The organism is Capillimicrobium parvum (assembly GCF_021172045.1).
Classification (GTDB): Bacteria; Actinomycetota; Thermoleophilia; order Solirubrobacterales; family Solirubrobacteraceae; genus Capillimicrobium; species Capillimicrobium parvum.
In genome coordinates, this window is record NZ_CP087164.1 from 5304593 (window position 1) to 5330276 (window position 25684).

A 25684-nucleotide genomic window follows, 5' to 3' on the forward strand; every position below is an offset into this window, starting at 1 on the left:
TCAGTCAAGCAGAGCGGCCAGGCGCTCCACGGCATCGTCGGTGTCCAGCCACGCCACCACGCGCATCCCCTCGGCCGCCAGGTACTCGGCGAACGCGGCGTCCCCGCCCTCCTCGACCGCGAGCAGGTACATCCGCGGGCGCTCGCCGTCCCGGCGCGGGACGCCCATGCACAGCACGGCGCGCAGGCCGTGCTCGGCCAGGCGCTGGTTCAGCGAGGGCGTCAGGTAATAGCCCCACGCCTTGCGCGTCACGTCGGCCTGCGAGCCGGCCGGGCCGCGGAGGGTCACGACCTCGTCGGCCTCGAGCGCGACGTCGGCGACGTGGCGCAGCGTGCCGCCGCGGGTCCCGACCCCGAACTCGCGGGGCGGCTCGATCGGTTCGATCCTCACGTCCCGTGCTCCTCGAGGAAGAGCTTCACGCAGAGGAAGTTGAACAGGAACTTGCTCTTGGAGTTCGGCAGCCACTCCTGCGTGAGCAGCTCGTGCACAGCGTCGCGGCGCACGAGCTCCCACACCGGCGAGTCGGCGCCGAGCTCCGCCTGCACCGCCGGGTCGTCGACGTCGAGGAAGTCGAGCACCGGCGCGTTGAAGCCGACCTTGCGGCGGTTGTCGAGGATCTTGTCGGGCACGATGCCCCGCATCGCGTCGCGCAGCACCGCCTTGGCCATGCCGCGCTGGACGAGGTGGCGGGTCGGCACCGAGCACGCCCACTCGTAGAGGTCGCGGTCCAGGAACGGCGAGCGGTTCTCGATCGAGAACGACATGGCGTTGAGGTCGTCCTCGTGGAGGATCACCGGGACCGACTCGTGGAAGAGCTCGTTGAGCATGCGGTTGCGCAGAAGGCGGTCGCCGGCGAGGTCGGCTTCGGTGAAGGGCTCGGTGAACGGGCGGGTGAGCATCGCCGAGAACTCGCCGGCGTCCAGGTAGACGTGCTCGCGCCGCGCCGGGTCCTCGACGAGGTAGAACGGGTCCTGCAGGTACGGGTTGCGCACGATCGGGGCGATGTGCTCGCGCCAGTTGGCGACCGAGCGCTCGAACAGCTCGGCGTCGGGGTGCACGTCGCGCAGGTAGGCGAGGTGGTGGTCGTAGTAGCCCGAGTAGAGCTCGTCGGCCGCCGTCCCGCTGATCGACACGCGGTAGCCGTGCTCGTGGATCGACTGCATGAGCAGCCAGTGCGCGTAGTAGGTGATCGTGTACAGCGGCGCGTCGTGCCGGTGGACGAGCTCGCGCAGGCGCGGCAGGAAGCGGTCGGTGTCGACGGGGATCGCGGTGTGGCGCACCTGCAGCTGCGCGACCGCGTGGTCGACCATGTCCTGCTCCTCGTAGCGCTCGTCGGAGTTGACGATCGTGAAGCCGTGGACGTCGTAGTCGAAGACGCGCTTGGCGATCGCGATGAGCGAGAGGGAGTCGATGCCGCCGCTCATGCAGAACGCCAGCGGCGTGTCGGCGCGCAGGCGCAGCTCGACGGAGCGGATGAGGCGCTCCCGGGTCCCCGCCACCGCCTCGTCGTAGCTCATCTCGGCACGCTCGTCGGGCGGCGCGGCGTCCCAGTAGCGGCGTTCGCGCTCACCGCCCGACCCCAGCTCGAGCACGATGCCCGGCCGGAGCTCCTCGACGCCTTCGAAGAACGTGGCGCGCGTCTTGTAGAGCGCCTTGTAGCCGTTGACGAGATACCGGCGCAGGTGCTCACGGTCCGGCTTCAACGGGCGGCCGGACAGAGCGGCGAGCAGCTTGACCTCGCTGCCGAAGTAGAGGCCGCCGTCGCCGTCGCGCAACAGGTACAGGGGCTTCTCGCCGAAGCGGTCGCGGCACAGCGCCACGACGCCGGAGGACTCGTCGTACGTGGCGAACGCCCACATCCCCTCGCAGCCGTCCAGCCCCTCGAAGCCGTGGCGGACGAGCTGGCGCAGCAGCACCTCGGTGTCGGACGTGGTCGCGAACGTCTCCCCGTGCGCCTCGAGCCCCTTGCGCACCTCCACGTAGTTGTAGAGCTCGCCGTTGTAGCTCAGCCATGTGCCGCCGACCCGGTAGGGCTGGTTGGAGCGCTCGTCGAAGTCGATGATCGTCAGGCGGGCGTGCAGCAGCGCGACGTGGCGGCCGTCGGCGGTCTGGAACGTGCGCGCGGTGCGGTCGTCGGGGCCGCGATGGCGCATGAGGCCCAGGGCCGCGTCGATGCGCTCGCGGTCGAGCGGCGCGCGCCCGACGTAGCCGGCGATCCCGCACATCTCAGGACCAGGGCCAGTCGTCGACGAGGAAGCCCTCGATCGTCCAGACGCCGTCGTCGCGCCGGGTCCAGACGTCGGGGTTGCGCCAGCGCTCGGCTCGGGCGAAGAAGTCGTCGGTGCCGATCCCGACGTAGGCCGAGAACTTGGCGATGTCGTCGTAGGGCGTCTCGTCGCCGAGCTCCCTGAGGCGCGCGATCGCCTCGTCGCGGGTGAGGCGCCCGTTGCGGATCTCCAGCGAGAGGTTGTCGAAGGAGCGCGTGAACCCGAACTTCGGCCACTTGAGGTGGTGGTGGATCGAGATGAAGTCGTCGTCGATGTCGGCGTGCGCGTAGACGCCGGTCCTCGGGCCCTCGTCGCGGGCGCGGAAGCCGTGCTCGGCGGCGACGCGGGCGGTCATCTCGGGGTCCCAGCGCAGGTACTCGCCGAGGAACACCGCCTCGATGCCCTTGGCCTCGAGCTCGGCGTCGGTGGGGCCGAAGTACGGGGCGAGGTCGCGCTCGGTCAGCTCGTCCGACACCCAGTCGGCGGCCGTCGTGCCGTGGACGGCGCCGTAGCGGCGCACCCACTCGGCGTCGAGCCGGTGCGTGGCCGCCGTGTCGCCCACGTACTCGGCCGCCGAGTTCTCGCCCCACACGACGAGCGGCACGTCGTAGCGCGCCGCGACGGTCAGCGGGACGTTGAACAGGGCCAGGTGCATCGGGATCGCGGTCGTGCCGAAGCGGTCCAGGCTGGCGAGCAGGAAGCGGCGCTCGACCAGCGGGCTGCAGGTGAAGTCGACGTGGTCGACGCCGAGGGAGATCAGGTTGTCGAGGTTCTGCTGGCCGAGCGGCGTGCGCCCGGGCGTGCGCCACGTCACGGCCAGGGGATGCAGCCCGTGCTCGAGGCAGGTGACGACCTGCCAGGTCGAGTCCTTGCCGCCGGAGACCGGGATCACGCAGTCCCAGCGGCGGTCCAGCGCACGGGTCCGCTCGACGAGCTCGCCGAACGCGGCGGCGCGCGCCGCCCAGTCGACCGCCTCGTCGCGGGTGCCGTGCGCACGGCAGGCGGAGCACACGCCCGCGGCATCGAGCACGATGCCGGGGCGCGTGTCGGGCAGGACACAGCGCGTGCACCAGTTCACGGGGCGAAGAGCGTAGCCAGCGCTACCCTCGCCCCCGATGCGGCTGTTGGCGCACGACCACTACTTCGCGCAGGACATCGCCGCGTTGGGCGACGCGCTCGAGCCCGGCGACCGCATCGAGGTCGTCTCGTTCGACGTCCTGCGCAGCGAGGCCATGCGCGTCCTCCCGGAGGAGGTGGCGACGAACCTCGAGCCCTTCACCCGGCCCGAGCACGCCGCGGCGCGCGCCGAGTGGGCGCGCCGGCTGCGGACGCTGCTGCACGAGCTCTGGATCCGCCACCGCTTCGACGCGTTCGTCTCCCCCTCGGACACGTTCTTCTACGTGCGGGCCGCGCCGGACGCGCTGCACGAGCTCGGCGTCCCGTTCGCGTGCGTGCAGAAGGAGACGACGATCTCGCCGTTCGTGATGCGCGCGCTCGTGGAGGACGTGCGCGACCACGCGCCGCCGATCGCGGACCTGACCACCGTCTGCAGCGAGCGCAACCGCGACTTCTGGGTGCGCGCGGGCGCCGCGCCCGAGACGGTGCACGTGACCGGCCAGCCGCGCTTCGACGTCTACGGCCGGCGCCGGCGGCCGGCGCTGGAGTTCGGCTCCGGCGGGCCGGTCGTCCTGTTCTTCTCCTACATGCGCGAGGCCTACCACCCCAAGGAGTTCGTCGGCGGCGCACCGGGCTGGCAGGCGCTGCACGAGCAGACCGAGGAGGGGCTCTGGGAGCTCGCGCGCCGCGGCTGGCGCGTGCTGATCAAGCCGCACCCGCAGCAGCCGTTCGCCGAGGAGCGCCGGCGGATCGCGCGGGCGGCCGGCCCGCTGCTCGACGACCGCGTCTTCCTCGTCGACGCGCTGCACGACACGCGCGAGCTGATCCTGGGCAGCGACGTGCTGGTGGGGTTCCTGACGACCGCGTTGATCGAAGGCCTGGCGGCGCGCAAGCCGATCGTCTACACGGGCTGGGATCCCGAGGCGCACGAGGTGGTCGACGACCTCATCCCCTTCCACCGCTGGGGCGACGTGCTCGACGTCGTGACCGACGCGGGCGCGCTGGCCGACACGGTGGCCGCCGCTCGGGGTCGCACCTGGAGCGCGGCGCAGGACGCGCGCGCCGGCGAGATCGTCGCCGAGCACCTCGGGCCGGTCGACGGGCGCGCCGCGCAGCGGGCGCTGGCGCTCATCCGGGCCGAGGTCGACGCGTTCGCCGCGGCGCGCACGCCGGAGGTCGAGGCGCGCCGCGCCGCGCTGGCCGCCCGGCGCCCGCCGCTGGAGCTCGGCCGCAAGGCGCGGGCCGGCGTGCGGCGGCTGCGGGCCACCGTCTCGGCCCTGTCCTCACGGTGAGGCCGGCGCTTCAGCGCCTGCGCGCGCTCGGCGACCCGCACCGCTACGACGGCGGCGCGCTGGAGCACGCCGTCGCGCGCGCCCGGCTGCCGCTGGACCGCCGCTGGTACGCGAAGGCCGGCGCCCTCGACGCGCTGCGCGAGCTGGGGACGAGCGTCGCCGCGGCCGCGCCGGCGGCCACCGGGCCCCGCGTCGTCGTGTCCTCGCTGCGCGCCTGGTCGACCCATGCCGCCTACGAGTCGGTCATCGCGCTGGCGCTGCAGATGCGCGGCGCCCGCGTGGCGCTGCTGACCTGCGGCGGCGGCCAGCCGATCTGCGAGATGGGCTGGGCGCGGCGGGCGCACCCGCGCCCCTGCGACCGCTGCTCCTGGTTCACCGGCGAGCTGGCGGCCGGGATCGGGCTGGAGCACGTACGGCTGGCCGACCACCTGCCGTGGGGCGCCGACGCGCGCCAAGCGCCGCTGACCCTCGACGCGGCGCGCGGCCGCGACCTCAGCGCCGCGTGGTTCGCCCGCAGCTCGAAGCCGGAGCGCGCGCCGGAGGGCGTCGCCGTCGTGCGCGACTTCGGCGTGTCGACCGCCGGCGTGCAGGCGGCGATCGAGCCGATCCTGGACCGCCTGCGCCCCCAGATCCTGTTCTCGCTGAACGGGTTGTTCGACGCCGAGCGGGCGATCCGCGCCGCGGCGAGCGTCCGCGGCGTCCGCGTGCCGACCTACGAGATGGCCGCCCGCGACGGCGCGCTCGTCTTCGGCCAGCGCTCCGACGCTCCCGACATGGACACGACCGTCGTCTGGGAGCGGATCCGCGACCGGCCGCTCACCGCCGAGCAGCGGGCGGCGATCGAGCACCTGCTCGCCGACCGCGTGCGCGGGGTCGGGCGCGAGGTGTACTTCGACGCGGTCGACGCCGACCTCGCCATCCCGCCCGGCGCGCAGGTCGTCACCGCGTTCACGAACCTGTCGTGGGACTCGTCGCTCATGCACAAGGACGTCGCGTACCCGTCGATGTTCGACTGGCTCGCCGCGATGGTCCGGTCCGTCGAGGGCCGGCCGGACGTCGTACTCGTGGTCCGGGTGCACCCGGGCGAGACGCGCTGGGGCACCCGCGAGGCGGCCGCCGACGAGCTGCGCGCGCGGGTCGGCGCGACGCTGCCGGCCAACGTGCGCGTCGTCGGGCCGTCCGATCCCACCGACTCCTACGCGCTCGTGGACCGCAGCGACCTCGTCTGCGTGTACGCGTCGACGGTCGGCCTGGAGGCGGCGACGCGCGGCGTGGCCGTCGCGGTGGCCGGCGACACGCATTACCGCGGACGCGGGTTCACGCACGACGTCAGCCGCCACGACGAGCTCGCCGCGCTGCTCGCCGCCCCGCCCGGCCGCCTGGACCCGGCGACCGTCGACCTCGCCCACCGCTACGCGTTCACGTTCTTCTTCCGCACGATGATCCCGTTCGGGCTCGTGGCCACCGACGGGCCGCAGGTCACCCGGGTGCCGGCCCGCGCCGAGCAGCTCGCGCCCGGCGCCGACCCTTACCTCGACCTGCTCTGCGACCGCATCCTCGACGGCGAGGAGCTCATCGTGCCCGACGCGCTGGCGCTCGCATGAGGGCGCGCAGGTCGGCGACCTCCTCACGCGTCGGCACGAGCAGCGGCGCCACGTGGTCGCCGGTGGCGGCGCGGTAGTACACCGCGGTGACGGCGAAGTTCAGCGCGTAGGAGGCGGTGGAGGCGATCGCCGCGCCGGTGTCGCCGAGCAGTGGGATCAGCACCGCATAGAGGACGAGCGCCGGCGGCGTCGACCAGATCGCCGCGCGCAGCGACAGCTCCGGCCGGCCGCGGCCGTTGATCGTCGCCGCGAGCACGGAGGCGATGCCGAACAGCGCGACGCCGGGCAGGAGGATCACGCCGAGGACCACGGCGCCGTCGAACTCCGAGCCATAGAGCAGCGGGATGAGGACCGCCATCGCCACGCCGACGACGGGGAGCGTCACGAGCGTCAGCAGCGACACGTGGCGCAGGCTCTTGGCCTCGACCGTCGCCCGCTGCGCCTCGCCCTCGGCGCCGGCCGCGCTCAGGGCGGCCACGCGCGGGAAGACGACGTAGGCGAGCGTCTGCGGGGCGAGGAACATCACGCCGGTCACGCTGACCGCCGTCGCGTAGAGGCCGAGGTCGGTGCCCGACGCGACCGCCGACAGGACGAAGAGGTCCAGGCGGTAGTTGAGGAACTGCAGCGCGGTGGCGGCGTTCGCGCGCACCCCGAAGCCGGTCGCCTCGCGCAGGCGCACGCGGCCCCCGGGATCGTCGGCGCCGCCGCGCGCGGCATCGACGTTCGGCAGCGCCCGCAGCGCGTCCGCGATCGAGAGCACCGCGGTGAGCACGTAGGCGACGAGCAGCCCCCAGATGACGCCGTCGACCTCCCACACGGCGGCCCCGACCCCGCAGAGCACGAGCGCGAGCGTGCTGACGATCGCCGGCGGCAGGACGAACGCCTCGTAGCGGTCGAGCGCGACCGCCAGCCAGCGGGCGTACTGCCAGGAGATGAGGAAGGGCAGCCCGGCCGCGGCGACGACGACGAGGCCCACCGACAGGCCGCCGAACGCGTTCGGCATCAGCAGCCGCAGGACGGCCGCGAGCCCGACGCCGATCGTCCCGGTCACCGCGGCGACGACCTGCGTCTGCGCGAACGCGGCGCGCGGCGACCACCGGCCCGCGGCGACGCTCCATGCGATGCCGTTCTCCAGGCCCAGCGAGCAGACGACGCCGAGCACGAGCAGCAGCGACAGCGCGACGGTGTAGGCGCCGACCTCCTCCGGGCCGAGCATGCGCGCGATGATGATCGTGGTCAGGAAGCCGGTCGCCGCGGTGACGAGCTGGCAGGCCGCCATGAGCACCGCCCCGGTCCGCAGGGGCCGTGCGCTCACCGCCGCACCGCGAAGACCGTGAACTGCCCGGGCCGCTGGGCGACGACCTCGAGGCGCGGGTCATGGCAGCGCGCCCAGAACGCGGGGTCGGCCGCGTTGCCGCCGGTGGCCTCGGCGCGCTCGCTCGGGGTGAGCCGGCGCTCGCGCTCCGCGTCGAGGCCGAGCGAGGACTGCACGACGACGAGCGTCGAGAAGCCCAGCACCGCGGCGCAGCGCTGCGCCTCGGCGCGCACGGTGCGCCGCGGGTACCAGAACCCGACGCGGCCGTCGAGGGTGACGAGCCGCCCCGGCCGCGCCATCGCCCGGTCGACCGCGGCGTGCAGGGCGGCGAGATCCGGGTCGGCGGCGCGCTCGGCCCGGTCGCGATCGAACCAGCCGGTGACGCCGAGCTCGCGCACCGCGCTCGCCGCGTTGATCGTCCCGTCGCTCCGGGCGCCGAGACCGTCGAGGTTGCGCAGGTCGAAGATCGCCATCGCGCACAGCACCGCGACCACGCCGAGCGCGAGCGCCGGCCCGGCCCGGCGCTGGGCCAGCGTGCCGCGGACCGCCGTCCACGTCGCGGCGGCGATGAGCACGAACAGGGGCGCCCACGCGGGGCTCAGGTAGCGGGTCTGGAACGGAGCCGAGACGATCCACGCCACCGCGGGCGGCGCCGCCCAGATGAGCATGCGCAGCAGGTGCGGCCGGCTCGGCGCCGCCTCCTCGGGGCAGTCGCGCGACCACCAGAGCGGCACGATCAACAGCAGTGTCCCCAGCAGCGCGGCCGGCTTGGAGGTGTCGAACGGGCCGACGTCGCCGCCGGCGACGAGCGGCAGCACGATCGCACCGGCGACCGCGGCGGGCGCCGCCACGGTGGCCGCACGCCGGTGCGTCCAGCCCGGCAGCGCCCGCCCCGCGCCGTAGACGAGCCCGAACAGGAGCAGGAGCAGCAGATAGGGGCCCAACCAGCCGGCCCCGAGGATGAACGACGCGCGCGACTGGGCGTTGAGCTGCTGGTAGTAGCTCACGACGCCCCGGGCGAGATCCGAGTCCGCGCCCTGCAGGAACGAGACGAAGCCGGTGCCGATCTCGTGCGCCTGCCACGCGTCCCACCCGAGCGCGACGACGCCGCCCACGACGAGCGCGGCCCAGTCGCGCTTCCAGTCGCCGCGCGGCTTGACGAGCAGGGCGAGCGCGAGCCCGCCGACCGCGGGCAGCGCCGACGGCTTGGCGAGGATCGCCAGCGCGGCGGTCACCGCCAGGGCGGCGAAGCGCAGGCCGCCCGTGCGCGGGCCGGCCAGGGCGACCACGCCGCACAGCGCGATGCAGGCGGCGACCGGCACGTCGGTCAACCCCGACGCGGCCAGGGCGACCACGTCGGGCGTGGCGACGAGCAGCACGCCCGCGAGCGCGCCGACGGCCACGCCGCCCTCGATCGCGGCCAGCCGCCAGACCGCGGCGACGAGCACGACGAGGAACAGCGCCATCCACAGCCGGCCGATCGGCTCGGAGAAGCCGAGCACCCGCCACAGCCAGCCCTCGCCGACGTAGACGAGCGGCCGGTGCAGGAAGCCCGAGCCGACCCCGTCGAAGTGCAGGTTGCCCGTGTCGGCGATCAGCCGCGACCAGCGCCCGTAGATGAGCGAGTCCGTCGCGTGGAACGGCACCCACACCGCCACCCACAGGACCGCGGCGAGGAACAGGGCGACGACCGCCGTCATCGCCCAGCGGGCGAGCTCCGGCACGCCCGCCGCTGCCGGGCGCTCGCTCACCGCGCCGGCGGGGTCCCGACCACGTAGCCGTAGCGCGGGTCGTCCGACAGCCCCTCGCCGGCCAGCGGCGCGACGTCGTAGCCGGCGCCGTCCAGCAGCGCGGCCACCTCGTCGTGCGTGTCGTGGATCTCGCACAGGACGACCGGCCGATGGTCGCGCAGCGTCGCCGCCATCCCGCGCAGCGCCGCGCCCTCGGTGCCCTCGACGTCGAGCTTCACGAGATCCGGCGCGGGCAGGCCGCCGGCGATCTCGGCGTCGATCGTCGTCAGCCGGATCGGCCCGTCGTCAATGGCCTCCACGTCGCCCCAGACGAGCGACGAGTGGCCGGTGAAGGCGCCGCGGCCGGCGCGGTCGACGACGCCGGCCCGGACGAGCGTGACGTTCCGCAGGCCGTTGAGCGCGACGTTGTGGCGCAGGCGCCCGGCGGCGTCGTCGCCCGGCTCGAAGGCCACGACGCGCCCCTCGGGCCCGACCAGCCGCGCGCAGATCACCGTGAGGAAGCCGATCGACGCGCCCACGTCGTGGACGACGTCACCGGGGCGCAGGCGCCGCTCGAGCTCACGCTGGACGGCGAGCTCGGTCGTGCCGACGAGGTAGCCCGGGATGCCGCCGGTGGCGTTGAAGCGCAGGCCCGCGCCGGGTCCGCCCGCGATCACCCGGTCGCCGCCGAGCCAGCGGCCGGTCAGCCGCCGCACCGGGACGATCAGCCCCGGATGGCGGTGCTGCAGCTCACCGGCGCGGCGCAGCCACGACGCGGGCAGCCGGGCCAGGAGCTCCTGGGTCGTCGGCACGGCGCCCAAGGCTAGTGCCTCCATCCGCAAGTTCTGCGGGTCTCGGCGGCGCTCGCACGCGTCTGACGGCGGTCGCCGACCGCACACGTACCACCAGTATGCGAGCGGCCGGCGACCGCCCCCAGCCACGCACGATCATCCACCGAATACCTCGAGGAACTTCCGGACGGCTGCACTAGTGGCGCGCCCCGCCGGCACGCACGACGAGCAACGCGCGCGCGGTCTTCTGGCGGTAGTCGTAGCCCTCGTCGAGGACCGCAGCGGGCGGTGCCTGCTCCCAGCGCGGACCGGGGCCGGTGCGGCGCAGCGCGCTCACGTGCAGGTCGCCAGCCTCGCCCGCCGCGAGCGCGCGATCGAGGACGGGGTTGTAGCCGACGGGCACGGTGATGAGCAGGTCGCCGCCGGCCGCGACGCGGCCCGCCAGCAGGCGCACGGCGTCGACGGCGCGCGTGGGGTCGCGGGGCTCGTCGTCGACGCCGACGTGCTCGACCGTCGAGATCGACACGACCCGGTCCCACTCACGGCCGGGCTCGAGCGAGAGCACGTCGATGTTGCGCACCCCGGGGGCGCGCTCGTAGCGGTCGACGACCTCATGGCCGAGCTCGCCGTAGTGGGCGAGCACGTTGCCGACCTCGAGGATGCGGCCGCCGCGGCGCATGACCTCGAGCGCCAGCGGCAGCTCGACGGCGCGCTCGTTGAGCCAGGTGAGGTTGTAGCGGGCGTAGTGGTACGGGCGGCGCACGCCGTCGAGCGCGAAGCCGCCGCCGCGGTTGCGCAGCACGATGTGCGGCAGGCCGGCCGCGAACGCGCCCAGGCGCCTCAGCACGGGCCCTCCACGGTGAGCACGGCGATCAGCTCGCCGTCCTGCACCCGCACGTCGCCGCGCGCCCGGCCGGCCAGCTCCCGCGACACGTTGCGCTCCTCGCCCGGCCGCCACACGACGAGCTCGCCGTCGCGGGCGTCGAGGTTCCACTGGTGCAGCCCGAGGTAGCGCTGCGTCTCGCCCTCGTTGCGCGCATGGCGCAGCACGACGGCGCCGCCGGGGCGCACCACGGCGACCATCGCCGCGATCGCCGCGGCGGGGTCGTAGCCGTGGTCGAGCGCATTGGAGGAGTAGGCGACGTCGAAGCTGGCGGGCGCGAACAGCTCGGCCACCTGCTCGCCGTGGCCGGCGCGGGTGCGGACGAGCGGGTCGATGCCCGCCTCGGCGAGCAGGCGGTCGTAGGCCTCGGCGAGCGGGTCGATCGCCGCGATCTCGACCGCCTTGCCCGGACAGCGCTTGCCCAGGACGGTCAGCGGCCCGGCGCCGACGTCGAGGATGCGCACGCGGTCGCCGTCGAGCCCGGCGACGACGGGCGCGAGCACGGCGTCCTCCTCGAGGCTCCAGTCCGGGTCGACGCGGTAGTGGCCGGGGCCGCCGGGCTCGAGGTTGTGGCGAAGGTACGCGCGCCAGAAGCGGACCTCGGTGTCGAGCCCGTCCTCCCAGCGCTCGCGGCTGCCCATCCCGCGGTGGCGGGCCCGCTGCCAGGCGCTCATGACCGGCAGTGCGGCGTGGCGGGCGCGGTCCCTCAGGCCCGGCACAGGTACACCTCGTCGGGGCCGAAGCGGTCGGCGCGGCGCAGGCCGTGACGGCGCTCCCGCTCGGCGCCGAACCGCGTCAGCGGGTCGACCACGTCGTCGGCGCCCAGCCTGGTCGCGACGTCGGCGCCGTACAGCCGGACGTGATCGTCGTGGCCGTAGCGGGCCAGGCGCTGCTCGGGCTTCGTGACCGACGGGTCCTCGATCGTCTCCCGGACCGAGCGGTCGACCGGCACCATGATGGCCGCCCAGCCGCCGGGCGCCAGGACGCGGCGCAGCTCGCGCAGGGCGCCCTGTTCGTCTCCGACGTGCTCGAGGACGTGCGAGCACAGGACGCAGTCGAAGGAGCCGTCGTCGAACGGCAGGCGCGTGACGTCGGCGGCCACCATCGCCTGCGTGCCGTCGATGTCCGCGCTCAGGTAGTCGAGGCCGGGCCGCGCGCGCAGCCGCTGCTCGGTCGCGTCGTCGGGGCCGAAGGCGAGCATGCGCCCGTGCAGGCGGTCCTCCTCGGTCAGCCACAGCCACAGCAGGCGGTGACGCTCGGCGCACCCGCAGCCTGGGCAGATCGCCCCCTCGCGCCCGCCGTAGGGCAGGAAGCGCGCGAACCGCCCGCCGCAGACCGGGCACTGCACCGCGTCCCCGCGCTCGGCCCACCGCGTGCGCTCGGCGCGCAGCCGCGCGAGCGGGCTGCCCGGCAGGCGCATCCTCAGCGCCCCTACTCCGCGCCGGCCTCGGCGGCGACCGGCTCCTCGAGGTCCTCGAGCTCGAGGGCGCGGCGCTGCTCGCCCGCGGCGGCGTCGCGGCGGCGGGCGACCTGGTCGAGATGCGCGCGGCGCCAGGCGATGAGCTCGCGCAGGCCCTGCTCGAGCTCGACGGCCGCGGTGTAGCCGAGGTCGCGCGTGGCCGCGGTCGGGTCGCCGATGCGGTTCTTGACGAACGTCAGGCCCTGCGCCTCGTAGCGGATGCCGGCGTCCGCGCCGGTGATGTCGAGGACGAGCTGGGCCAGCTCGCGCAGCGATGTGCGGATGCCGGTGCCGACGTTGTAGAAGGCGTCGGTGGCGTCGGCCTTCATCGCGCAGACGTTGGCGGCCGCGCAGTCGGTGACGTAGACGAAGTCGTAGGCCTGCGAGCCGTCGCCGTACAGCGTCACCGGCTCGCCGCGGTCGATCGCGTCGAGCATCTTCATGATCACGGCGATGTACGCGCCGCGGTAGTCCTGGCGGGCGCCGTAGACGTTCATGTAGCGCAGGCCGGCGTAGTCGAGGCCGTAGCGCTCGTGGTACGCGCGGGCCATCGCCTCGCCGGCGATCTTCGTCGCGCCGTAGAAGTTGCGGTTGTTGAACGGATGCTCCTCGGTCATCGGCTCCTCCACGGCGTCGCCGTAGACCGACGCGCTGGAGGAGTAGACGAGCCGCTGCACGTTCTGGGCGACGCACGCCTCGAGCACGTTGAACGTGCCGCGGATGTTCACGTCGAAGGCGCTGCGCGGGTACTCGTGGCACTGCAGCAGCCACAGCGCGGCGAAGTGGAACACGCCGTCGGCGCCCTTGAGCGCGGCGCTGAGGATGTCGGTCTGGGTGACGTCGCCGCCGATCTCGAAGATCGACACCCGGTCGTCGCGCAGCGCCCCGGCCAGGTTCTCCTCGGTCCCGCGCACGAAGTTGTCGTAGACGACGATCTCTGAGACGTCCTCGCGCGTGAGCGCGTCGACGGTGTGCGAGCCGATGAGCCCCGCGCCGCCGATGACGACGAGCTTCTTGCCTCGGATGTCCATGGCCGGGGAGTCTAGGACGGTCGCTGGCGGCGTCGTCGTGAGTGTGAAAGGCTGATGACACCGTGTCGCGCATATGGCACGGCCCCCACGTGAAGGCCGACCCCGGAGGAAGCGCACCGATGCCGACAGGACAACCGCCGCCCCCGGTCACCCGCAGGGCGTTCCTGGAGACCGCCGCGAAGACCGGCGTGGCCGCCGGGGCGCTCGCTGCCGCGCCGGGCCTGCTGAGCGCGCCCGCCCGCGCCGCCGGCGGCACCGGTGCCGCCCCGCGTCCGGGGATGAACATCCTGCTCGTGATGGTCGACCAGATGCGCACGCCGTGGGTGTACCTGCCGCGGGGGCTGCAGCGGGCGGCCGTGCCGAGCATCACGAAGCTCGCCGGCCAGGGCGTGCGCTTCTCGCACTACTACACGTCGTCGAACGACTGCACGCCGTCGCGCACCACGCAGGCCACCGGCCTCTACACCCACCAGACCGGGATCTTCGCGACCACCCCGCCGACGAACCTCAACCCCGGGTTTCCGACCTGGGGCACGATGTTGCGCCAGAACGGCTACGACACCTACTGGTTCGGCAAGTGGCACATGTCCGGCGACCAGGACGGCGGGTGCCAGCCTGACCCGTACGAGGCCTACGGCTTCACGGCGAACTGGCCGGGCTCGGGGACCTGCCCGTCGCCCAACGGCGGCGCCGGCCAGGGCCAGGCGATGGACCCCGTCATCCGCCAGCAGTTCCGCGACTGGCTCGCCGCGCGCCAGCCCGGCGGCAACCCGTGGGCGGCGACGGTGAGCTTCGTCAACCCCCACGACATCGCCTGGTACCCCCGCTTCACCCGCAACGTCGAGGGCCAGAACGAGACGCCGTCGATCTTCAGCAAGCTGCCGGCGAACTACGAGACCGCGATCGAGCGCCACGAGCGCAACAAGCCGGAGATGCAGCGCCGCGCCCAGCAGATCGAGAACGAGCTCTTCGGCGTGATGCCCGACGGCCGCCGGCGCCAGCGCCTGTGGACGAAGATGCTCGACACGTACCTGCTCATGCACAACCAGGTCGACATCCAGATCGGCCTCGTCCTGGCGGCGCTGGAGAGCTCCCCGTTCGCGGACGACACGATCGTCGTGTTCACCGCCGACCACGGCGAGTATGCCGGGGCCCACGGCATGCGCGGCAAGGGCTTCGCGTTCTACGAGGAGGGCATCCGCGTCCCGCTGGTGGTCAAGGACCCGACCGGCGGCTGGACGAAGGCGCCGCGGGTCGACCGCCCGCAGCTCGTCGAGAGCGTCGACCTCGCGGCGCTCATGCTGACGCTGGCGACCGGCGGCGACGCCTGGCGCGGCGACTCCGCGTACGCGCAGATCGCCGGACGCGCGGACATCGCGGCGATCCTTCAGGATCCGAGCGCTCGCGGGCGCGACTACATCGCCCACGCGACCGACGAGCCGGGCACCAGCACGCTGGCTCCCACGCCGCAGCAGAACCGCCCGGCCCCGTTTCACATCACGGCCGTGCGCACGCAGCACGGCAAGCTCGCGCGCTACGCGTTCTGGAAGGACGGGACGTTCGAGATCGACGAGTCCAAGCCGATCCAGTACGAGGCCTACGACCTCGACACGAAGCCCGGACGCCTCGAGCTCGACAACATCTACGACAAGCCCAGGGCCCCGCGCGCGCAGAAGGCGTTCGTCCGGCGTCTGTCGAACCTGCTCGACCAGGCGATGACGGACGAGATCCAGCAGTCCCTGCCGGCCGTGCTGCAACCGGTTCAGCAGCAGGCCTTCGCGGACTGGTTCTCACAGCCGGCCGGGGAGTTCACACGCAAGACCGACAACTGAGCGCCCGCGGGGCGCGGGGCGCGGCGGGCGCCCCGCCCGCGCGGCTCAGCCGACGTGGACCCCGCCGAGGCGCCACGCGCCGCGCCCGCCACCCGGACATCCGTCCAGTTCCGGTGCCGGCTGTGACGCAGGCGGGCGCGTGCCGCTGCGGGGCGACACCGCCACCAGCCGAGGATCAGCCGGGGCGGCGGATGCGGTACGTCCCGCCGATCCCGGCGTGCAGGTCGCCGTGCATCGGGCGATGGCCGTAGTCGTAGCGCAGGCCGCGCAGGAACTCGCGGTGCTCGGGCGCGAGGCGCTCGTCGGTGATCGCGAAGCCCCACGACTCCTGCATCGCCCTCAGCTCCCACTGCGACAGGTAGCCGCCGGCGTAGCGCGCCTCGAAGCCGGCCTCCTCGAGCAGCGCCACGAACTCCTCGCCGCGGTAGCAGTTGGCGATCGGGCAGTCTTCGCCGTCCGTGGTGCGGTGGAAGGCCTCGTCGGCGGTCTGGCCGGGCCAGCGGCCGTCGCGGATCAGCACCTCCCACGCCACGTGGAGGTGAAACCAGACCGAGTCGCGGTTGTAGACCATGATCGAGCCCTCGCCGCCCGGGCGCAGCACGCGGTGCAGCTCGCGCAGGATCGCCCGGGGGTCGCTCGCGTGGTGCAGGACGCCCTGGCTGGAGACGAAGTCGAACTCGCCGTCGGCGAACGGCAGGGCGGTCCGGTCGTCGGTCAGGCGGACGAGGTCGACGCGGTCGGGGCCGGCGCCGTGCAGCGACAGCCGGTGGCGAGCGAGCGCCAGCGCGCTCGCGGACACGTCGGCGCCGACGATCCGCCGCGCGCCGGTGTGGATCGCGAAGCCCGTCACGTCGTTGCCCGGACCGCAGCCGTAGTCGAGGATCGCCTCGCCGTCGTGCGCGCCGTAGAGCCCCGAGAACTCGCGGAACAGCGGGTACTCGCGGAAGCGCCACTCCAGGTAGCGCTCGGACTGTCGCGCCGTCAGGAACGGGGCGGCATTGACGAGGTGCCCGGTCCAGTAGTCGTCGACGGCGTTGTGGTCGCCGCTGGCCGAGCGGATCTCCGGGGCCGGGCCGCCGCGGCGCGCGCGCACGTCCATGTAGGCGCGGCCGGCGCGCTGCTTGGCGCGCGGCACGATGCCGAAGCGGAAGACCTTGGAGGCGATGCGTTGCGCGCGCGTCACGAAGCGCAGGAGGCTACCTTCCGGCCGCGCATGCGCCGACCCAACGTCCTGGTGGTCTACGTCCTGCGCCAGCACCCGCTGCGCGCCACGATCCGCGACCACCTCTACAGCTTCGAGCGCTACTCGGACGGGCGCACCGCCTACCTCAACCTCGCGGTCCGCCGCCGCGTCCCGGCCTGGGTGCGCCACGTGCCGTGGGACCTCGTCGTCTTCCACACGTCCTACCTGGCCACGTACCGCTGGACGCCCGACGGCGCGCCGTGGCTGCGCCGGCGCTCCCAGGCGCTGCGCGGGGTGGGCCGGGTGCGCGTCGCGCTGCCGCAGGACGACTTCCTGCGCTCCGACCTCGTCGCGGAGGTCATGGAGGAGCTCGGCGTCGACCACGTCTTCACGCCGGTGCCGGCGTCCGAGCACGCGAAGGTCTACGGACGCATGGATCTCGACCGGGTCCGCTTCCATCTCGCGCTCACCGGCTACCTCGACGACGACGAGGTCGCGCGCATGATCGCGATCGCCGAGGAGGTCGATCACGGGCCCGGGCCCGGGCGCGACATCGACGTCGGCTACCGCGCCTGGCACGCGGCGAAGTGGCTGGGACGCCACGGCCAGCTGAAGACCGAGATCGCGCGGCTGTTCCGCGAGCAGGGGCCCGCGCACGGGCTGAACGTCGACATCTCCACCGACGACGCGGACGTCCTGTACGGCGACGACTGGAACCGCTTCATGGCCCGTTCGAAGTACACGATCGGCGTCGAGGGCGGCGCGTCGATCCTCGACCGCGACGGCTCGTTGCGGGCGAAGGTCTACGAGTACGAGCTCGATCATCCGGACGCGTCGTTCGAGGAGGTCGAGGCCGCCTGCTTCCCCGGCCGCGACGGCGAGCTGAAGCTGTTCGCGGTCTCCCCGCGCCACCTGGAGGCGTGCGCGTCGGGGACCTGCCAGGTCCTCGTGCGCGGCGACTACAACGGCGTGCTCGAGGCGGACCGCCACTACATCCCGCTCGAGCCGGACTTCTCCAACCTGGGCGAGGTGCTCGAGACCATGCGCCGCGACGACCGGCGGGCCGCGATCACCGCCGCGGCGTTCGACGAGGTCGTCGGCAGCGGGCGCTGGACGTACCGTGGGCTGGTGGAGGCGGTCGAGGCTGTGGCGGAGCCGGTACCGGTCCGCGCCGGCCCGCCCTCACGCGTCCTGAGGATCGCTCGCGCGCAGGATCGTCTGACCTGGGCGTACGTCGCGTTCCTCATGCGCGTCGTGATGCCGGTCTGGCTGAAGGCGCTGGCCTCGATCCCCGGGCCCGTCGCGCGGCCGCTCAAACGCGTGGCGATGGCCCGCGCCCAGCGGCGCGCGGCGGGATCATGACGCGCGTCGTCTCGCTCACCCCCGCGAGCCTCGACCGCGACTCGCGCACGATGCGCCAGGCCTCCGCGGTCGCGCGGTTCGGCTACGAGTCGATCGTCGTCGAGGCCCAGCGCAGCGAGACCGAGATCGAGCGCGCGCCGTTCGCCGTCATCACGCTCAGCAGCGTCGGCGAGTCGCTGGCCGACGGCGAGGCCGCGGCGCCGGACGTCGGGCGCGGCCGGATCGAGCGCATCGCCGAGACCCTGGGCCGGGTCGCGGGCCCGCTGTACTTCCTTGCGAGCTGGGCCGCGTTCAACGTCCTCACCGCCCGGCGGCTGCCGCGTGCGGACCTCTTCTACCTCCACGGCTACGAGCAGGCGCTCGCGGTGTGGCTGCGGCGCACGCCGTACGTCTACGACGCCCACGACCTCTACGTCGCGCTGCCCCACGACGGGCGCCGGCTGAGCCGGCAGGAGCGCGCGGTGCACCGGGTGCGCGAGTGGATCGAGCGTGCGTGCATCCGCCGGGCCGCCGCCCGGGTGACGACGAGCGATGCGATGGCGCGCGCGTACGCGGCCCGCTACGGCGGTACGTGGGAGGTGGTCCGCAACGCCCAGGACGCGCGGCTCGCGCGAGCCGCCGCCGGCGACGTCCGCACCGCCGCGGGCGCGCGCCCCAGCGACTTCGTGCTCGCCATGGTCGGGCAGCACAAGCCGGGCACGATCGTGCCGCGCGCGCTGCCCGACGGCGTGCGCCTGGCCTTCGTCGGCGACGGCTATGACGGCGACCCGCCGCCGGGCGTCGCGTTCGTCGGGTCCGTCGCGCCCGACGAGATCGCGTCGTTCATCGCGACCGCCGACGCCGCGGCGCTGCTCTACGTCCCGGTCACCGAGAACTCCCCGGCCCAGCTCGTCAACGGGCTCTTCCACGCCGTCGCCGCCGGGCTCCCGCTGCTCTACCCCGGCCGGATGGACGCGATCCGCGAGCTCTGCGAGGCGCACGGGCTCGGCGTCGAGATCGACCCGGAGGACCCGGCGTCGCTGGCCGCCGGGATCGCCGCGCTGCGCGCCGACCTCGAGGCGCGCCGCGCCGCCGTGCGCGCGGCGGCGCCCGAGCTGAGCTGGCGCCACGAGGAGCGCATCCTCGCCGCGGTCATCGAGCGGGCGCTCGGCGCCGGCGCTCGGTCCTAGATCTCGTCGAGGATCTCCTGGCGGCGCTGCGCGTGCTCGGCCGCGGTGATCGACCCGGCCGCGCGCAGCTCGTCCAGGCGCTGCAGCCGCACGGAGAGCCCGCCGTCCTCCGGCTGCTTCGCGGCATCGGCGATCTGCGCGAGCTGGTCGTGGAGGGTGGCGATGGAGACGGCGGGCGGGGCGCTCGCCTTCCTCGCCGTGGCCGCGACCGCCGCCATTCCCGCGAGCTCGTGCGCCGGCACGGCGGGGGCGCGTTCGGCGCGTTCAGCGCGCCGGCGGCCCGCGCCGCGCGCGAAGCCGAGCAGCACGCGGAGCACGATGAGGGCGGTGATCGCCGCGCCCACGATCGCGATCCAGCGGGTGTCCGGATCGGCCGACGGGCCGAGGCCGGAGACGATCGCGCCGGTCACCATGCCGAGCGGGATCAGCCCGATGATCGGCACGAGGAGGACGGGGGCGTCGGTGCCCTGGCGGCCGGCGAGCCCGATCGCGAGCGGGGCGAGGATCGTCAGCGACAGGACGATGCCGAGGATCCACAGCGCCACGTCGTCGGGGCACGGCGGTCCGAACGTGCTGTACCCGTCCGAGCCGCACGAGGGCGTGCGCAGCAGGTGGTAGAGCCCCCACGAGGGGGCGACGACCGACACGAGGCCGATCGCCATCCCGGTCAGTGCCCGGATCGCCTGGATCACAGGGGCCTGACCCGGCTGCCGTCGAGCGACGCGTACCAGCCGTGGTCGCGCTCGCGCACGTTCTCGAAGAAGATCGTCCACTGGGTCGGGAGGTCCACCCGGGGCGGCGGCGGCGAGATCACCGCGTAGTCGATCCGCGCGGGGGAGATCCCGGCCTTCGCCCGGATGCGCTGCAGCGCGCGGTAGAGCCCGTCGGGCGGGACGGCCGAGACCCGGACGCTGCCCGACGACCCCGGCCCCGGCGAATCCGAGGTCGTCGCGCGCAGCGCGGCGTCGATGTCCACGGCGCGCGTGCCGCCGTCGCGGCGCAGCGTCGCGTCGATGCGGTCGGGGGCGACGCGGATCGTGGTGATGCGCGTGCCGTGGCCGGCCAGGATCGCCTTCGCCTTGGCGAAGTTCGCCGGACGGATCAGCGAGCGGCCGGCCACGCCCTCGGCGAACGGCAGCTCGCCCGGGTGCGTGACCGCCAGCCCCTGGAGGTCGGCGGTCCACGTGCGGTCGGCGATGCGCACGTCCTCGAGGCCGACCGACCAGCTCGGCGGGTTGCCGGACGACAGCGACAGGTACGACAGGTTCTCGTCGGTCGCGTCCGCCTGGCGCAGGGTCTGGCGCACGATCCGCTCGACGGCGCTCGGGTTGACGACCTCGAGGCTGAACGCGTCGGTCGACGTGTTGGTGCCGGCGTCGCGCGTCTCGACGCCGAACGTCACGCCGGCGCTCAGGATCCGGGCGCGGCCGCGCTCGTCGCGCACGTAGACGATGAGCTCGTCAGGCTCGAGCCGCAGCAGCGTGACCTCCTCGGTCGGCCGCAGCCGCCGCTGGACCGCGCGCAGCGCCCGGCGCAGGTTCGGTGCGCGGATCAGCGAGCGCTCGGCCAGCGCGTGGCCGTCGACCTCGCGCACCACGACGTCGGGCGAGTCCAGGGAGTCGCGCTCGGAGCTCCAGAGCATGAGGCCGAGGCCGGCGAGCGCGAGGATCGTGAAGACCGGCGCGATCCACCCGCCGCGCCGTCGGCGGCGCGGGCGCGGCGCCCCGGGCGGGCGCCGTGGGTCGCTCCGGGCCGGCGCGGGCGGCTCGTCCTCGGACAGGGCGAGCGGCTGGTCCTCGGGCAGCGCGAGCGCGGCGTCGACGCGCTCCGGCGCGCCCGCCGTGGAAGCGGCCTCGCCGATCGGGTTGCCGAACGCGTCGTATTCAGGAGCCGCCATGTGGCGGTGATCCTCTCCGACGGCGATCGCTCCGGACAAGCCGGAATCGGCCGCCTGCCACACTGGTCGCATGCCTTTCGCCGGACCCGCGCCGCTCTCCGTCCTCGACCTCGCGCCCGTCTCGACCGGCTCCACGCCGGCCGACGCGCTGCGCAACTCGCTCGACCTCGCCCAGCACGCCGAGCGCCTCGGCTACCGCCGCCACTGGGTCGCCGAGCACCACAACATGCCCGGCATCGCCAGCTCGGCGCCCGCCGTGCTCATCGCGCACCTGGCGAGCGTCACGTCGACCATCCACGTCGGCTCGGGCGGCGTGATGCTGCCCAACCACCAGCCGCTCGTCATCGCCGAGCAGTTCGGCATGCTCGAGGCGCTGCACCCGGGCCGCATCGACCTCGGCATCGGGCGGGCGCCCGGGACCGATCAGATCACCGCGTACGCGCTGCGGCGCAACCTCGACCCGGCGTCCGAGGACCTGCCGACCCAGCTGCGCGAGCTGCGCGCGTTCTTCGCCGGCAGCATCCCGCGCATCCGCGCGACGCCCGGCGAGGGCTACGAGCCCGAGCTGTGGCTGCTGGGCTCCAGCGACTTCAGCGCCCGCCTGGCCGGCGAGCTCGGCCTGCCGTTCTCGTTCGCGCACCACTTCATGCCGCAGAACACGCTCGCCGCGCTCGACGTCTACCGCCGCAGCTTCCAGCCGTCGCCGGCGCTCGAGGCGCCCCACGCGATGATCGGCGTGCAGGCGATCTGCGCCGACACCGACGAGCAGGCGCGCTGGATCGCGACGCCGGGCGGACTGTCGTTCCTGCGCCTGCGCAGCGGCCGCCCGGGGACGTTCCCGTCCCCCGAGGAGGCCGCCGCCCAGAACCACACGCCGGCCGAGCAGGCGTTCATCGACCGATGGCTGGCCGGCCACGTCATCGGCTCGCCGCAGACCGTCCGCGACGGGCTGCTCGAGCTGCAGGCGCGCACGGGCGCCGACGAGATGATGCTCACGACGATGGTCCACGACCACGCCGATCGCATCCGCTCGTACGAGCTCGTGGCCGGCGTGCTCGCCGCCGCGCCCGCGTCGCAGGCCGCCTGACCACCGGCCGTCGCGCGCCGGTCACCGGATCTCCACCGGCGTGCCGACCGTGACGAAGCGGCCGAGGCGCGCGATGTCGCGGTTCGTCAGCCGCACGCAGCCGTGCGTCACGCGGCCTCCGATGAGGCCGGGCTCGTTCGTGCCATGGATGCCGACCTGGCCGCCGCCGGGCCAGTCGGTGCCGGTCTCCGAGTAGGCAGCCAGCCCGAGGGCGAGCACCCCGTAGGCGCCGGTGGTGAGCTGCGGGACGAGGATCTCGCGCACGTAGGTGCGCCCCACCGGCGTCGGCGTGCGCGCCCGGCCGACCGCCACCGGCGCGCGCAGGACGACGCGGCCGGCCCGCGCGAGGATCGCCTGTCGGCGGCGAAGGTCGATGACGAGGCTCGTGTCGGTATAGGTCAGCGGCCCGAGCCGGGCGGTCGGGACCCAGCCCGTCGGGCTCCCGTCGCCGGGGAAGCGGACATACGACCAAGCCGTGATGCTCGGCGTGCGGGTGGGGCCGGCGGTGCCCGGCGTCCCCGGCGGCGCCGCCACCTCCGGCGCGCCGGTCACGGTCCGGCGAAACGCCGCCCGGCCCAGCACGAGCACGCTCTCGGCGCTGCCGAGGTACGTCGACGCGCCGACGACGCCGGCGCGCGGCCCGGCCGCGGACGGCTCGGCGCGCACGACCGTGCGGCGCAGCACGATCGCCGACGCGGTGCGCTCGCGCTCATCGGAGAGCCGGTGGTACGTCAACCCCCGTGCCTGCGCCTGTACCTGCTCGGGCGGTGCGTCGGTGGCGGCGACCGCCGGGCTCGGGCAGGACACGAGCCCGGCGGATAGCACCGCCGCTCCCATGGAGAGCAGCTTGGCGAAGCCCAATGCCGGCAGGCCCTCTTCAGCGGATCTCCACCGGCGTGCCGATGCTCAGCCGCCGCCCCAGCCGGCGGATGTCGGCGTTGCGCAACCGGATGCAGCCGTTGGAGATGTGCCCCGGGATCAGCTCGGGCTCGTTGGTCCCGTGCACCCCGACCTGCCCGCCGCCCGGCCAGTCCGTCCGATAGCGCGAGTACACGCTCAGGCCGAACGCCAGGTCGCCGTAGATCGAGTTCTTCCTGCTCGGCACGAGCCGCTCGCGCACGTAGCCATGCCCGGCCGGCGTCGGCGACCCGGACGCCCCGACCCCGATCCGCGCCCGCACGAGCACCCGCCTGCCCCGGTACAGCGTCGCCTGCATCCGCCGCCGGTCGATGACCAGCCGCTCGTGCACGATCGACGTCGGCCCGAGCCAGTCGCTGTGCACCCAGCCGGTCCGGTTGCCCAGCCCCGGATAGCGCACGTACGACCAGTCCTTGTCCACGCCCCGCGTCCGGCCCAGCACGAGGACGCTGTCGGCGCTGCCGAGGTACGTCGACGCCCGCACGGTCCCCACGCGCCTGGAGTCGTCGGTCGGCTCCGCCCGCACGGCCATCCGGCGCAGCACGACGGCCGACCCCGTGTGCGCGCGCTCGTCCGACACGCGCGTGTAGGTCATGCCGAGGCTCTGCGCCTCGACGCGCGGCGACACCGAGGACGATGCCGCCGCGACGCCGACCGGCCCGCCGGCGGCGGTCGCCAGAGCGACCGCCGTCAGCGGAGCCGTCAGCCGGTGAAGGTGGGGCTGACGGCCGAGCACTTGCGCAGCACGTAGCTCCGGGTCGAGGTCCGGGCGTTGCGCCCGCCGGCCGTGACGACCAGCCGGTGGCGCCCGGCGTCCAGCTTGGCGACCGGCACGCTGACGGTGAAGCTCCGCTTCGTCGAGCGGGCGATCACCTTGCCGTCGAGCCGGACCCGCACGCGGAAGCCGGACCGCATGCCGCGCACGCTCGCCCGCACCGTGACCGTGGACGCGGACACGCAGCCGCGCGACGGGGTGCCCGAGAGCCGGGCGCTCAGCACGCGGATGCGCGGGGTCGTGGACGGAACCGTCGTGGGGGTCGTCGTGGTGGACGGCGCCGTCACGGGCACCGGCTCCGGGGCCGGCGCCGGCGTGGGAGCCGGGGTCGGCGCCGGCGTGGTCCCGCCACCGCCGCCACCGCCACCGCCGCCACCGCCGCCCTCGCCCCACGTCTTCGTCGCGGAGCCGGTGACGAGCCCGACGGCGCCGGTGATCGAGTCGACGCCCTTGTTCTTGCCCTGGTAGCACATGACGGCCTGGCCGGTCGCGTTCGCGGTGACCGAGCTCGTCTGCGGGTTGACCCCGGTCACCGTGAAGTCCACGCGGACCCCGCCGACCCGGGCGCCGTTCTGGTCGGTGACCGTCGCGGTGACGCAGCCCTGGCTGTCGACCGGCAGCGTCTCCGCCGGCGGCGACAGCGTGACCGCCACGACCCGTGCGACCGGCGCGAGCGAGAGTCCGCCCGCGTAGCCGTAGGAGTCGAACGACGCGAACCCGTACACGAACACGCCGAACGGACTGCCCGTGCCGGTCACCGTGTGGCTGCCGATCGCGATGTCGACCTGGGCGCCCTGGAACCCGGTGGTGCCGATGGGCGTGAAGTCGGCGGCGGGCACGACCGTGCCGTCGACCTTGATCGAGCCGATCTCGGCGTCGGGCGCCACGATGTTCAGGAAGTTGTTCGGGAAGCCCGTGGCCGGCGTGCTGATCGTGTAGCCGGTCTGGTACTGCTCGAACGGCGGGACCATCATCATGAACGGATCCGACGTGACCCCGTCGAACGACGAGCTGTTGGAGAACTGGGCCACGTAGATCGGCTTGTTCGACGTGATCGTCGAGTTGCCCGCGATGATCTGCTGGATGGACTCTCCGGCGTTGATGGTGCCGACCGGGGTGCCGTTGACGCTTACCGTCGTCCCGTCCTCCGCGGCGAGGAACTTGAACGTGTCACCGTTGAGACGGGTCTTCAGCGGCACCGTGAGGAACGACGTCCCCCACGCCTGGTTGGGCGAGAGCTGCTCGACGACGTGGTCGCACGCGGTGAAGCCGTTGTTCGGGATGTTCGCGCACTGGTGGCCGGCGAAGACGGCGATGTGCTTCGCCGACTGCAGGGTCGTGCCGCTCAGGTCCTCGTTGGCGACGCCCGCCTGCACCTGGTACATCTCGCCGGCGTCCAGCGTGACGTCGTAGGGCGTTCCGGCGGCGTGGCCGCCCGCCGTGAGGACCGTCGGCGTGATCGTGACGGTCGTGTTGTCCGCGGTCGCGACGAAGCCGAACTCGCCGACCCCGCCGAGACCCGTCGGCCAAGCGGTGACGGTGTACGTGCCGTCCATCACGTCCGTCGGAAGGCCGAGGAACGCGTCCGTCGAGAACTGGATGCGGCTGAGGCCGTAGACCGCGACCTCGTCGGCCGCCGTGACGTGGACGGCCACGGCGGCCGTCCCCTCGCCCGTCGGCATCTCGGCCGCGGCGGGCAGCACGACGCTCGTGACCGTTCCCGGGGTGACCGTGAAGTTCTGGGAGAACGCCAGCCCGTCGACGGTCACCGTGCCGTTGGTCGCCGTGTCACCGGTGATGAACAGCGTCTTCTCGGCGTTGCCCTGGAAGTTCGTGATGAAGCCGAGGTGGAAGTCGGTGCCGAAGTTGTCCGGCGCCGCGACCGCCGGCGCCGCGGTGGCGGCCAACGCCGCCACCGCCGCGCACAGCGCGAGCAGACCCCTCGGGGCCCGTGCGCGTCCCGCGAACCGCCT

At 74.0% G+C, this 25684-nt stretch carries 22 protein-coding genes; 6 read left to right on the plus strand and 16 right to left on the minus strand.

Annotation, left to right across the window (positions count from 1 at the left end):
* The 3 genes from DSM104329_RS25840 to DSM104329_RS25850 are packed head-to-tail and all read right to left on the minus strand — an operon-like array spanning nucleotide 1 to nucleotide 3345.
* Nucleotides 1-390, minus strand: a complete 390-nt coding sequence (locus DSM104329_RS25840; RefSeq protein WP_259312743.1) for a hypothetical protein — start codon at nucleotides 388-390, stop codon at nucleotides 1-3.
* Complete coding sequence (asnB, locus tag DSM104329_RS25845) at nucleotides 387-2225, minus strand: asparagine synthase (glutamine-hydrolyzing) (protein WP_259312744.1); 1839 nt, start codon at nucleotides 2223-2225, stop codon at nucleotides 387-389. The genes DSM104329_RS25840 and asnB overlap by 4 nt, the downstream gene beginning before the upstream one ends.
* A gap of 1 nt (nucleotide 2226) precedes the next feature.
* A complete protein-coding gene (locus DSM104329_RS25850) occupies nucleotides 2227-3345 on the minus strand; it encodes an N-acetyl sugar amidotransferase (RefSeq protein WP_259312745.1) in 1119 nt (372 codons plus the stop codon).
* Between the two features lie 37 nt (nucleotides 3346-3382).
* On the opposite strand from DSM104329_RS25850, the gene DSM104329_RS25855 reads away from it, so the two are divergent.
* On the plus strand, nucleotides 3383-4675 hold the full coding sequence (locus tag DSM104329_RS25855) for a CDP-glycerol glycerophosphotransferase family protein (RefSeq protein ID WP_259312746.1): 1293 nt from the start codon (nucleotides 3383-3385) through the stop codon (nucleotides 4673-4675).
* Nucleotides 4672-6279 carry a capsular polysaccharide export protein, LipB/KpsS family gene (locus DSM104329_RS25860; protein WP_259312747.1) on the plus strand — a complete coding sequence of 536 codons (1608 nt, stop codon included), beginning with the start codon at nucleotides 4672-4674 and terminating at the stop codon, nucleotides 6277-6279. Before DSM104329_RS25855 ends, DSM104329_RS25860 begins: the two co-directional genes overlap by 4 nt.
* On the opposite strand, the gene DSM104329_RS25865 is transcribed toward DSM104329_RS25860, so the two are convergent.
* The 7 genes from DSM104329_RS25865 to DSM104329_RS25895 all read right to left on the minus strand — a co-directional run bounded on the left by DSM104329_RS25865 (nucleotide 6248) and on the right by DSM104329_RS25895 (nucleotide 13488).
* Nucleotides 6248-7594, minus strand: coding sequence for an oligosaccharide flippase family protein (locus DSM104329_RS25865; RefSeq protein WP_259312748.1), 1347 nt, complete (start codon nucleotides 7592-7594; stop codon nucleotides 6248-6250). The two genes, DSM104329_RS25860 and DSM104329_RS25865, sit on opposite strands and share 32 nt — an antisense overlap.
* Nucleotides 7591-9345, minus strand: coding sequence for an ArnT family glycosyltransferase (locus DSM104329_RS25870; protein WP_259312749.1), 1755 nt, complete (start codon nucleotides 9343-9345; stop codon nucleotides 7591-7593). Before DSM104329_RS25870 ends, DSM104329_RS25865 begins: the two co-directional genes overlap by 4 nt.
* Complete coding sequence (locus DSM104329_RS25875) at nucleotides 9342-10136, minus strand: FkbM family methyltransferase (protein ID WP_259312750.1); 795 nt, start codon at nucleotides 10134-10136, stop codon at nucleotides 9342-9344. The genes DSM104329_RS25870 and DSM104329_RS25875 overlap by 4 nt, the downstream gene beginning before the upstream one ends.
* Nucleotides 10137-10311: 175 nt before the next feature.
* The gene (locus DSM104329_RS25880) at nucleotides 10312-10962 is read right to left on the minus strand and encodes a class I SAM-dependent methyltransferase (RefSeq protein WP_259312751.1); all 651 of its coding nucleotides are present in this window, start codon (nucleotides 10960-10962) and stop codon (nucleotides 10312-10314) included.
* Nucleotides 10956-11672, minus strand: a complete 717-nt coding sequence (locus DSM104329_RS25885; RefSeq protein ID WP_259312752.1) for a methyltransferase domain-containing protein — start codon at nucleotides 11670-11672, stop codon at nucleotides 10956-10958. The genes DSM104329_RS25880 and DSM104329_RS25885 overlap by 7 nt, the downstream gene beginning before the upstream one ends.
* Nucleotides 11673-11704: 32 nt before the next feature.
* Entirely contained in the window at nucleotides 11705-12418 is a 714-nt protein-coding gene (locus DSM104329_RS25890) for a class I SAM-dependent methyltransferase (RefSeq protein ID WP_259312753.1), read from the minus strand.
* A gap of 11 nt (nucleotides 12419-12429) precedes the next feature.
* Complete coding sequence (locus DSM104329_RS25895; RefSeq protein ID WP_259312754.1) at nucleotides 12430-13488, minus strand: NAD-dependent epimerase/dehydratase family protein; 1059 nt, start codon at nucleotides 13486-13488, stop codon at nucleotides 12430-12432.
* Nucleotides 13489-13607: 119 nt separating this feature from the next.
* Between DSM104329_RS25895 and DSM104329_RS25900 the strand changes: the two genes are divergently transcribed.
* Nucleotides 13608-15320, plus strand: a complete 1713-nt coding sequence (locus tag DSM104329_RS25900; protein WP_259312755.1) for a sulfatase-like hydrolase/transferase — start codon at nucleotides 13608-13610, stop codon at nucleotides 15318-15320.
* Nucleotides 15321-15495: 175 nt separating this feature from the next.
* Here DSM104329_RS25900 and DSM104329_RS25905 read toward each other — a convergent pair whose 3' ends face one another.
* Complete coding sequence (locus DSM104329_RS25905) at nucleotides 15496-16503, minus strand: class I SAM-dependent methyltransferase (RefSeq protein WP_259312756.1); 1008 nt, start codon at nucleotides 16501-16503, stop codon at nucleotides 15496-15498.
* Nucleotides 16504-16533: 30 nt separating this feature from the next.
* Between DSM104329_RS25905 and DSM104329_RS25910 the strand changes: the two genes are divergently transcribed.
* Nucleotides 16534-17865 carry a hypothetical protein gene (locus DSM104329_RS25910; RefSeq protein ID WP_259312757.1) on the plus strand — a complete coding sequence of 444 codons (1332 nt, stop codon included), beginning with the start codon at nucleotides 16534-16536 and terminating at the stop codon, nucleotides 17863-17865.
* Complete coding sequence (locus DSM104329_RS25915) at nucleotides 17862-19034, plus strand: glycosyltransferase (RefSeq protein WP_259312758.1); 1173 nt, start codon at nucleotides 17862-17864, stop codon at nucleotides 19032-19034. The genes DSM104329_RS25910 and DSM104329_RS25915 overlap by 4 nt, the downstream gene beginning before the upstream one ends.
* Here the strand turns inward: DSM104329_RS25915 and DSM104329_RS25920 are convergent.
* Both DSM104329_RS25920 and DSM104329_RS25925 read right to left on the minus strand, forming a co-directional pair.
* Nucleotides 19031-19726: a hypothetical protein gene (locus tag DSM104329_RS25920; protein WP_259312759.1), complete on the minus strand. Its 696-nt coding sequence runs from the start codon at nucleotides 19724-19726 to the stop codon at nucleotides 19031-19033. The two genes, DSM104329_RS25915 and DSM104329_RS25920, sit on opposite strands and share 4 nt — an antisense overlap.
* On the minus strand, nucleotides 19723-20931 hold the full coding sequence (locus DSM104329_RS25925; protein WP_259312760.1) for a hypothetical protein: 1209 nt from the start codon (nucleotides 20929-20931) through the stop codon (nucleotides 19723-19725). The genes DSM104329_RS25920 and DSM104329_RS25925 overlap by 4 nt, the downstream gene beginning before the upstream one ends.
* Nucleotides 20932-21001: 70 nt before the next feature.
* On the opposite strand from DSM104329_RS25925, the gene DSM104329_RS25930 reads away from it, so the two are divergent.
* A complete protein-coding gene (locus DSM104329_RS25930; RefSeq protein WP_259312761.1) occupies nucleotides 21002-22018 on the plus strand; it encodes an LLM class flavin-dependent oxidoreductase in 1017 nt (338 codons plus the stop codon).
* Nucleotides 22019-22039: 21 nt separating this feature from the next.
* On the opposite strand, the gene DSM104329_RS25935 is transcribed toward DSM104329_RS25930, so the two are convergent.
* Genes DSM104329_RS25935 through DSM104329_RS25945 form a run of 3 tightly spaced genes read right to left on the minus strand, consistent with a single transcriptional unit; the run spans nucleotide 22040 to nucleotide 25627 of the window.
* A complete protein-coding gene (locus DSM104329_RS25935; RefSeq protein WP_259312762.1) occupies nucleotides 22040-22879 on the minus strand; it encodes a L,D-transpeptidase in 840 nt (279 codons plus the stop codon).
* Nucleotides 22880-22895: 16 nt separating this feature from the next.
* Nucleotides 22896-23672, minus strand: a complete 777-nt coding sequence (locus DSM104329_RS25940; RefSeq protein ID WP_259312763.1) for a L,D-transpeptidase family protein — start codon at nucleotides 23670-23672, stop codon at nucleotides 22896-22898.
* Entirely contained in the window at nucleotides 23639-25627 is a 1989-nt protein-coding gene (locus DSM104329_RS25945; protein WP_259312764.1) for a hypothetical protein, read from the minus strand. The genes DSM104329_RS25940 and DSM104329_RS25945 overlap by 34 nt, the downstream gene beginning before the upstream one ends.
* Nucleotides 25628-25684 lie beyond the last annotated feature (57 nt).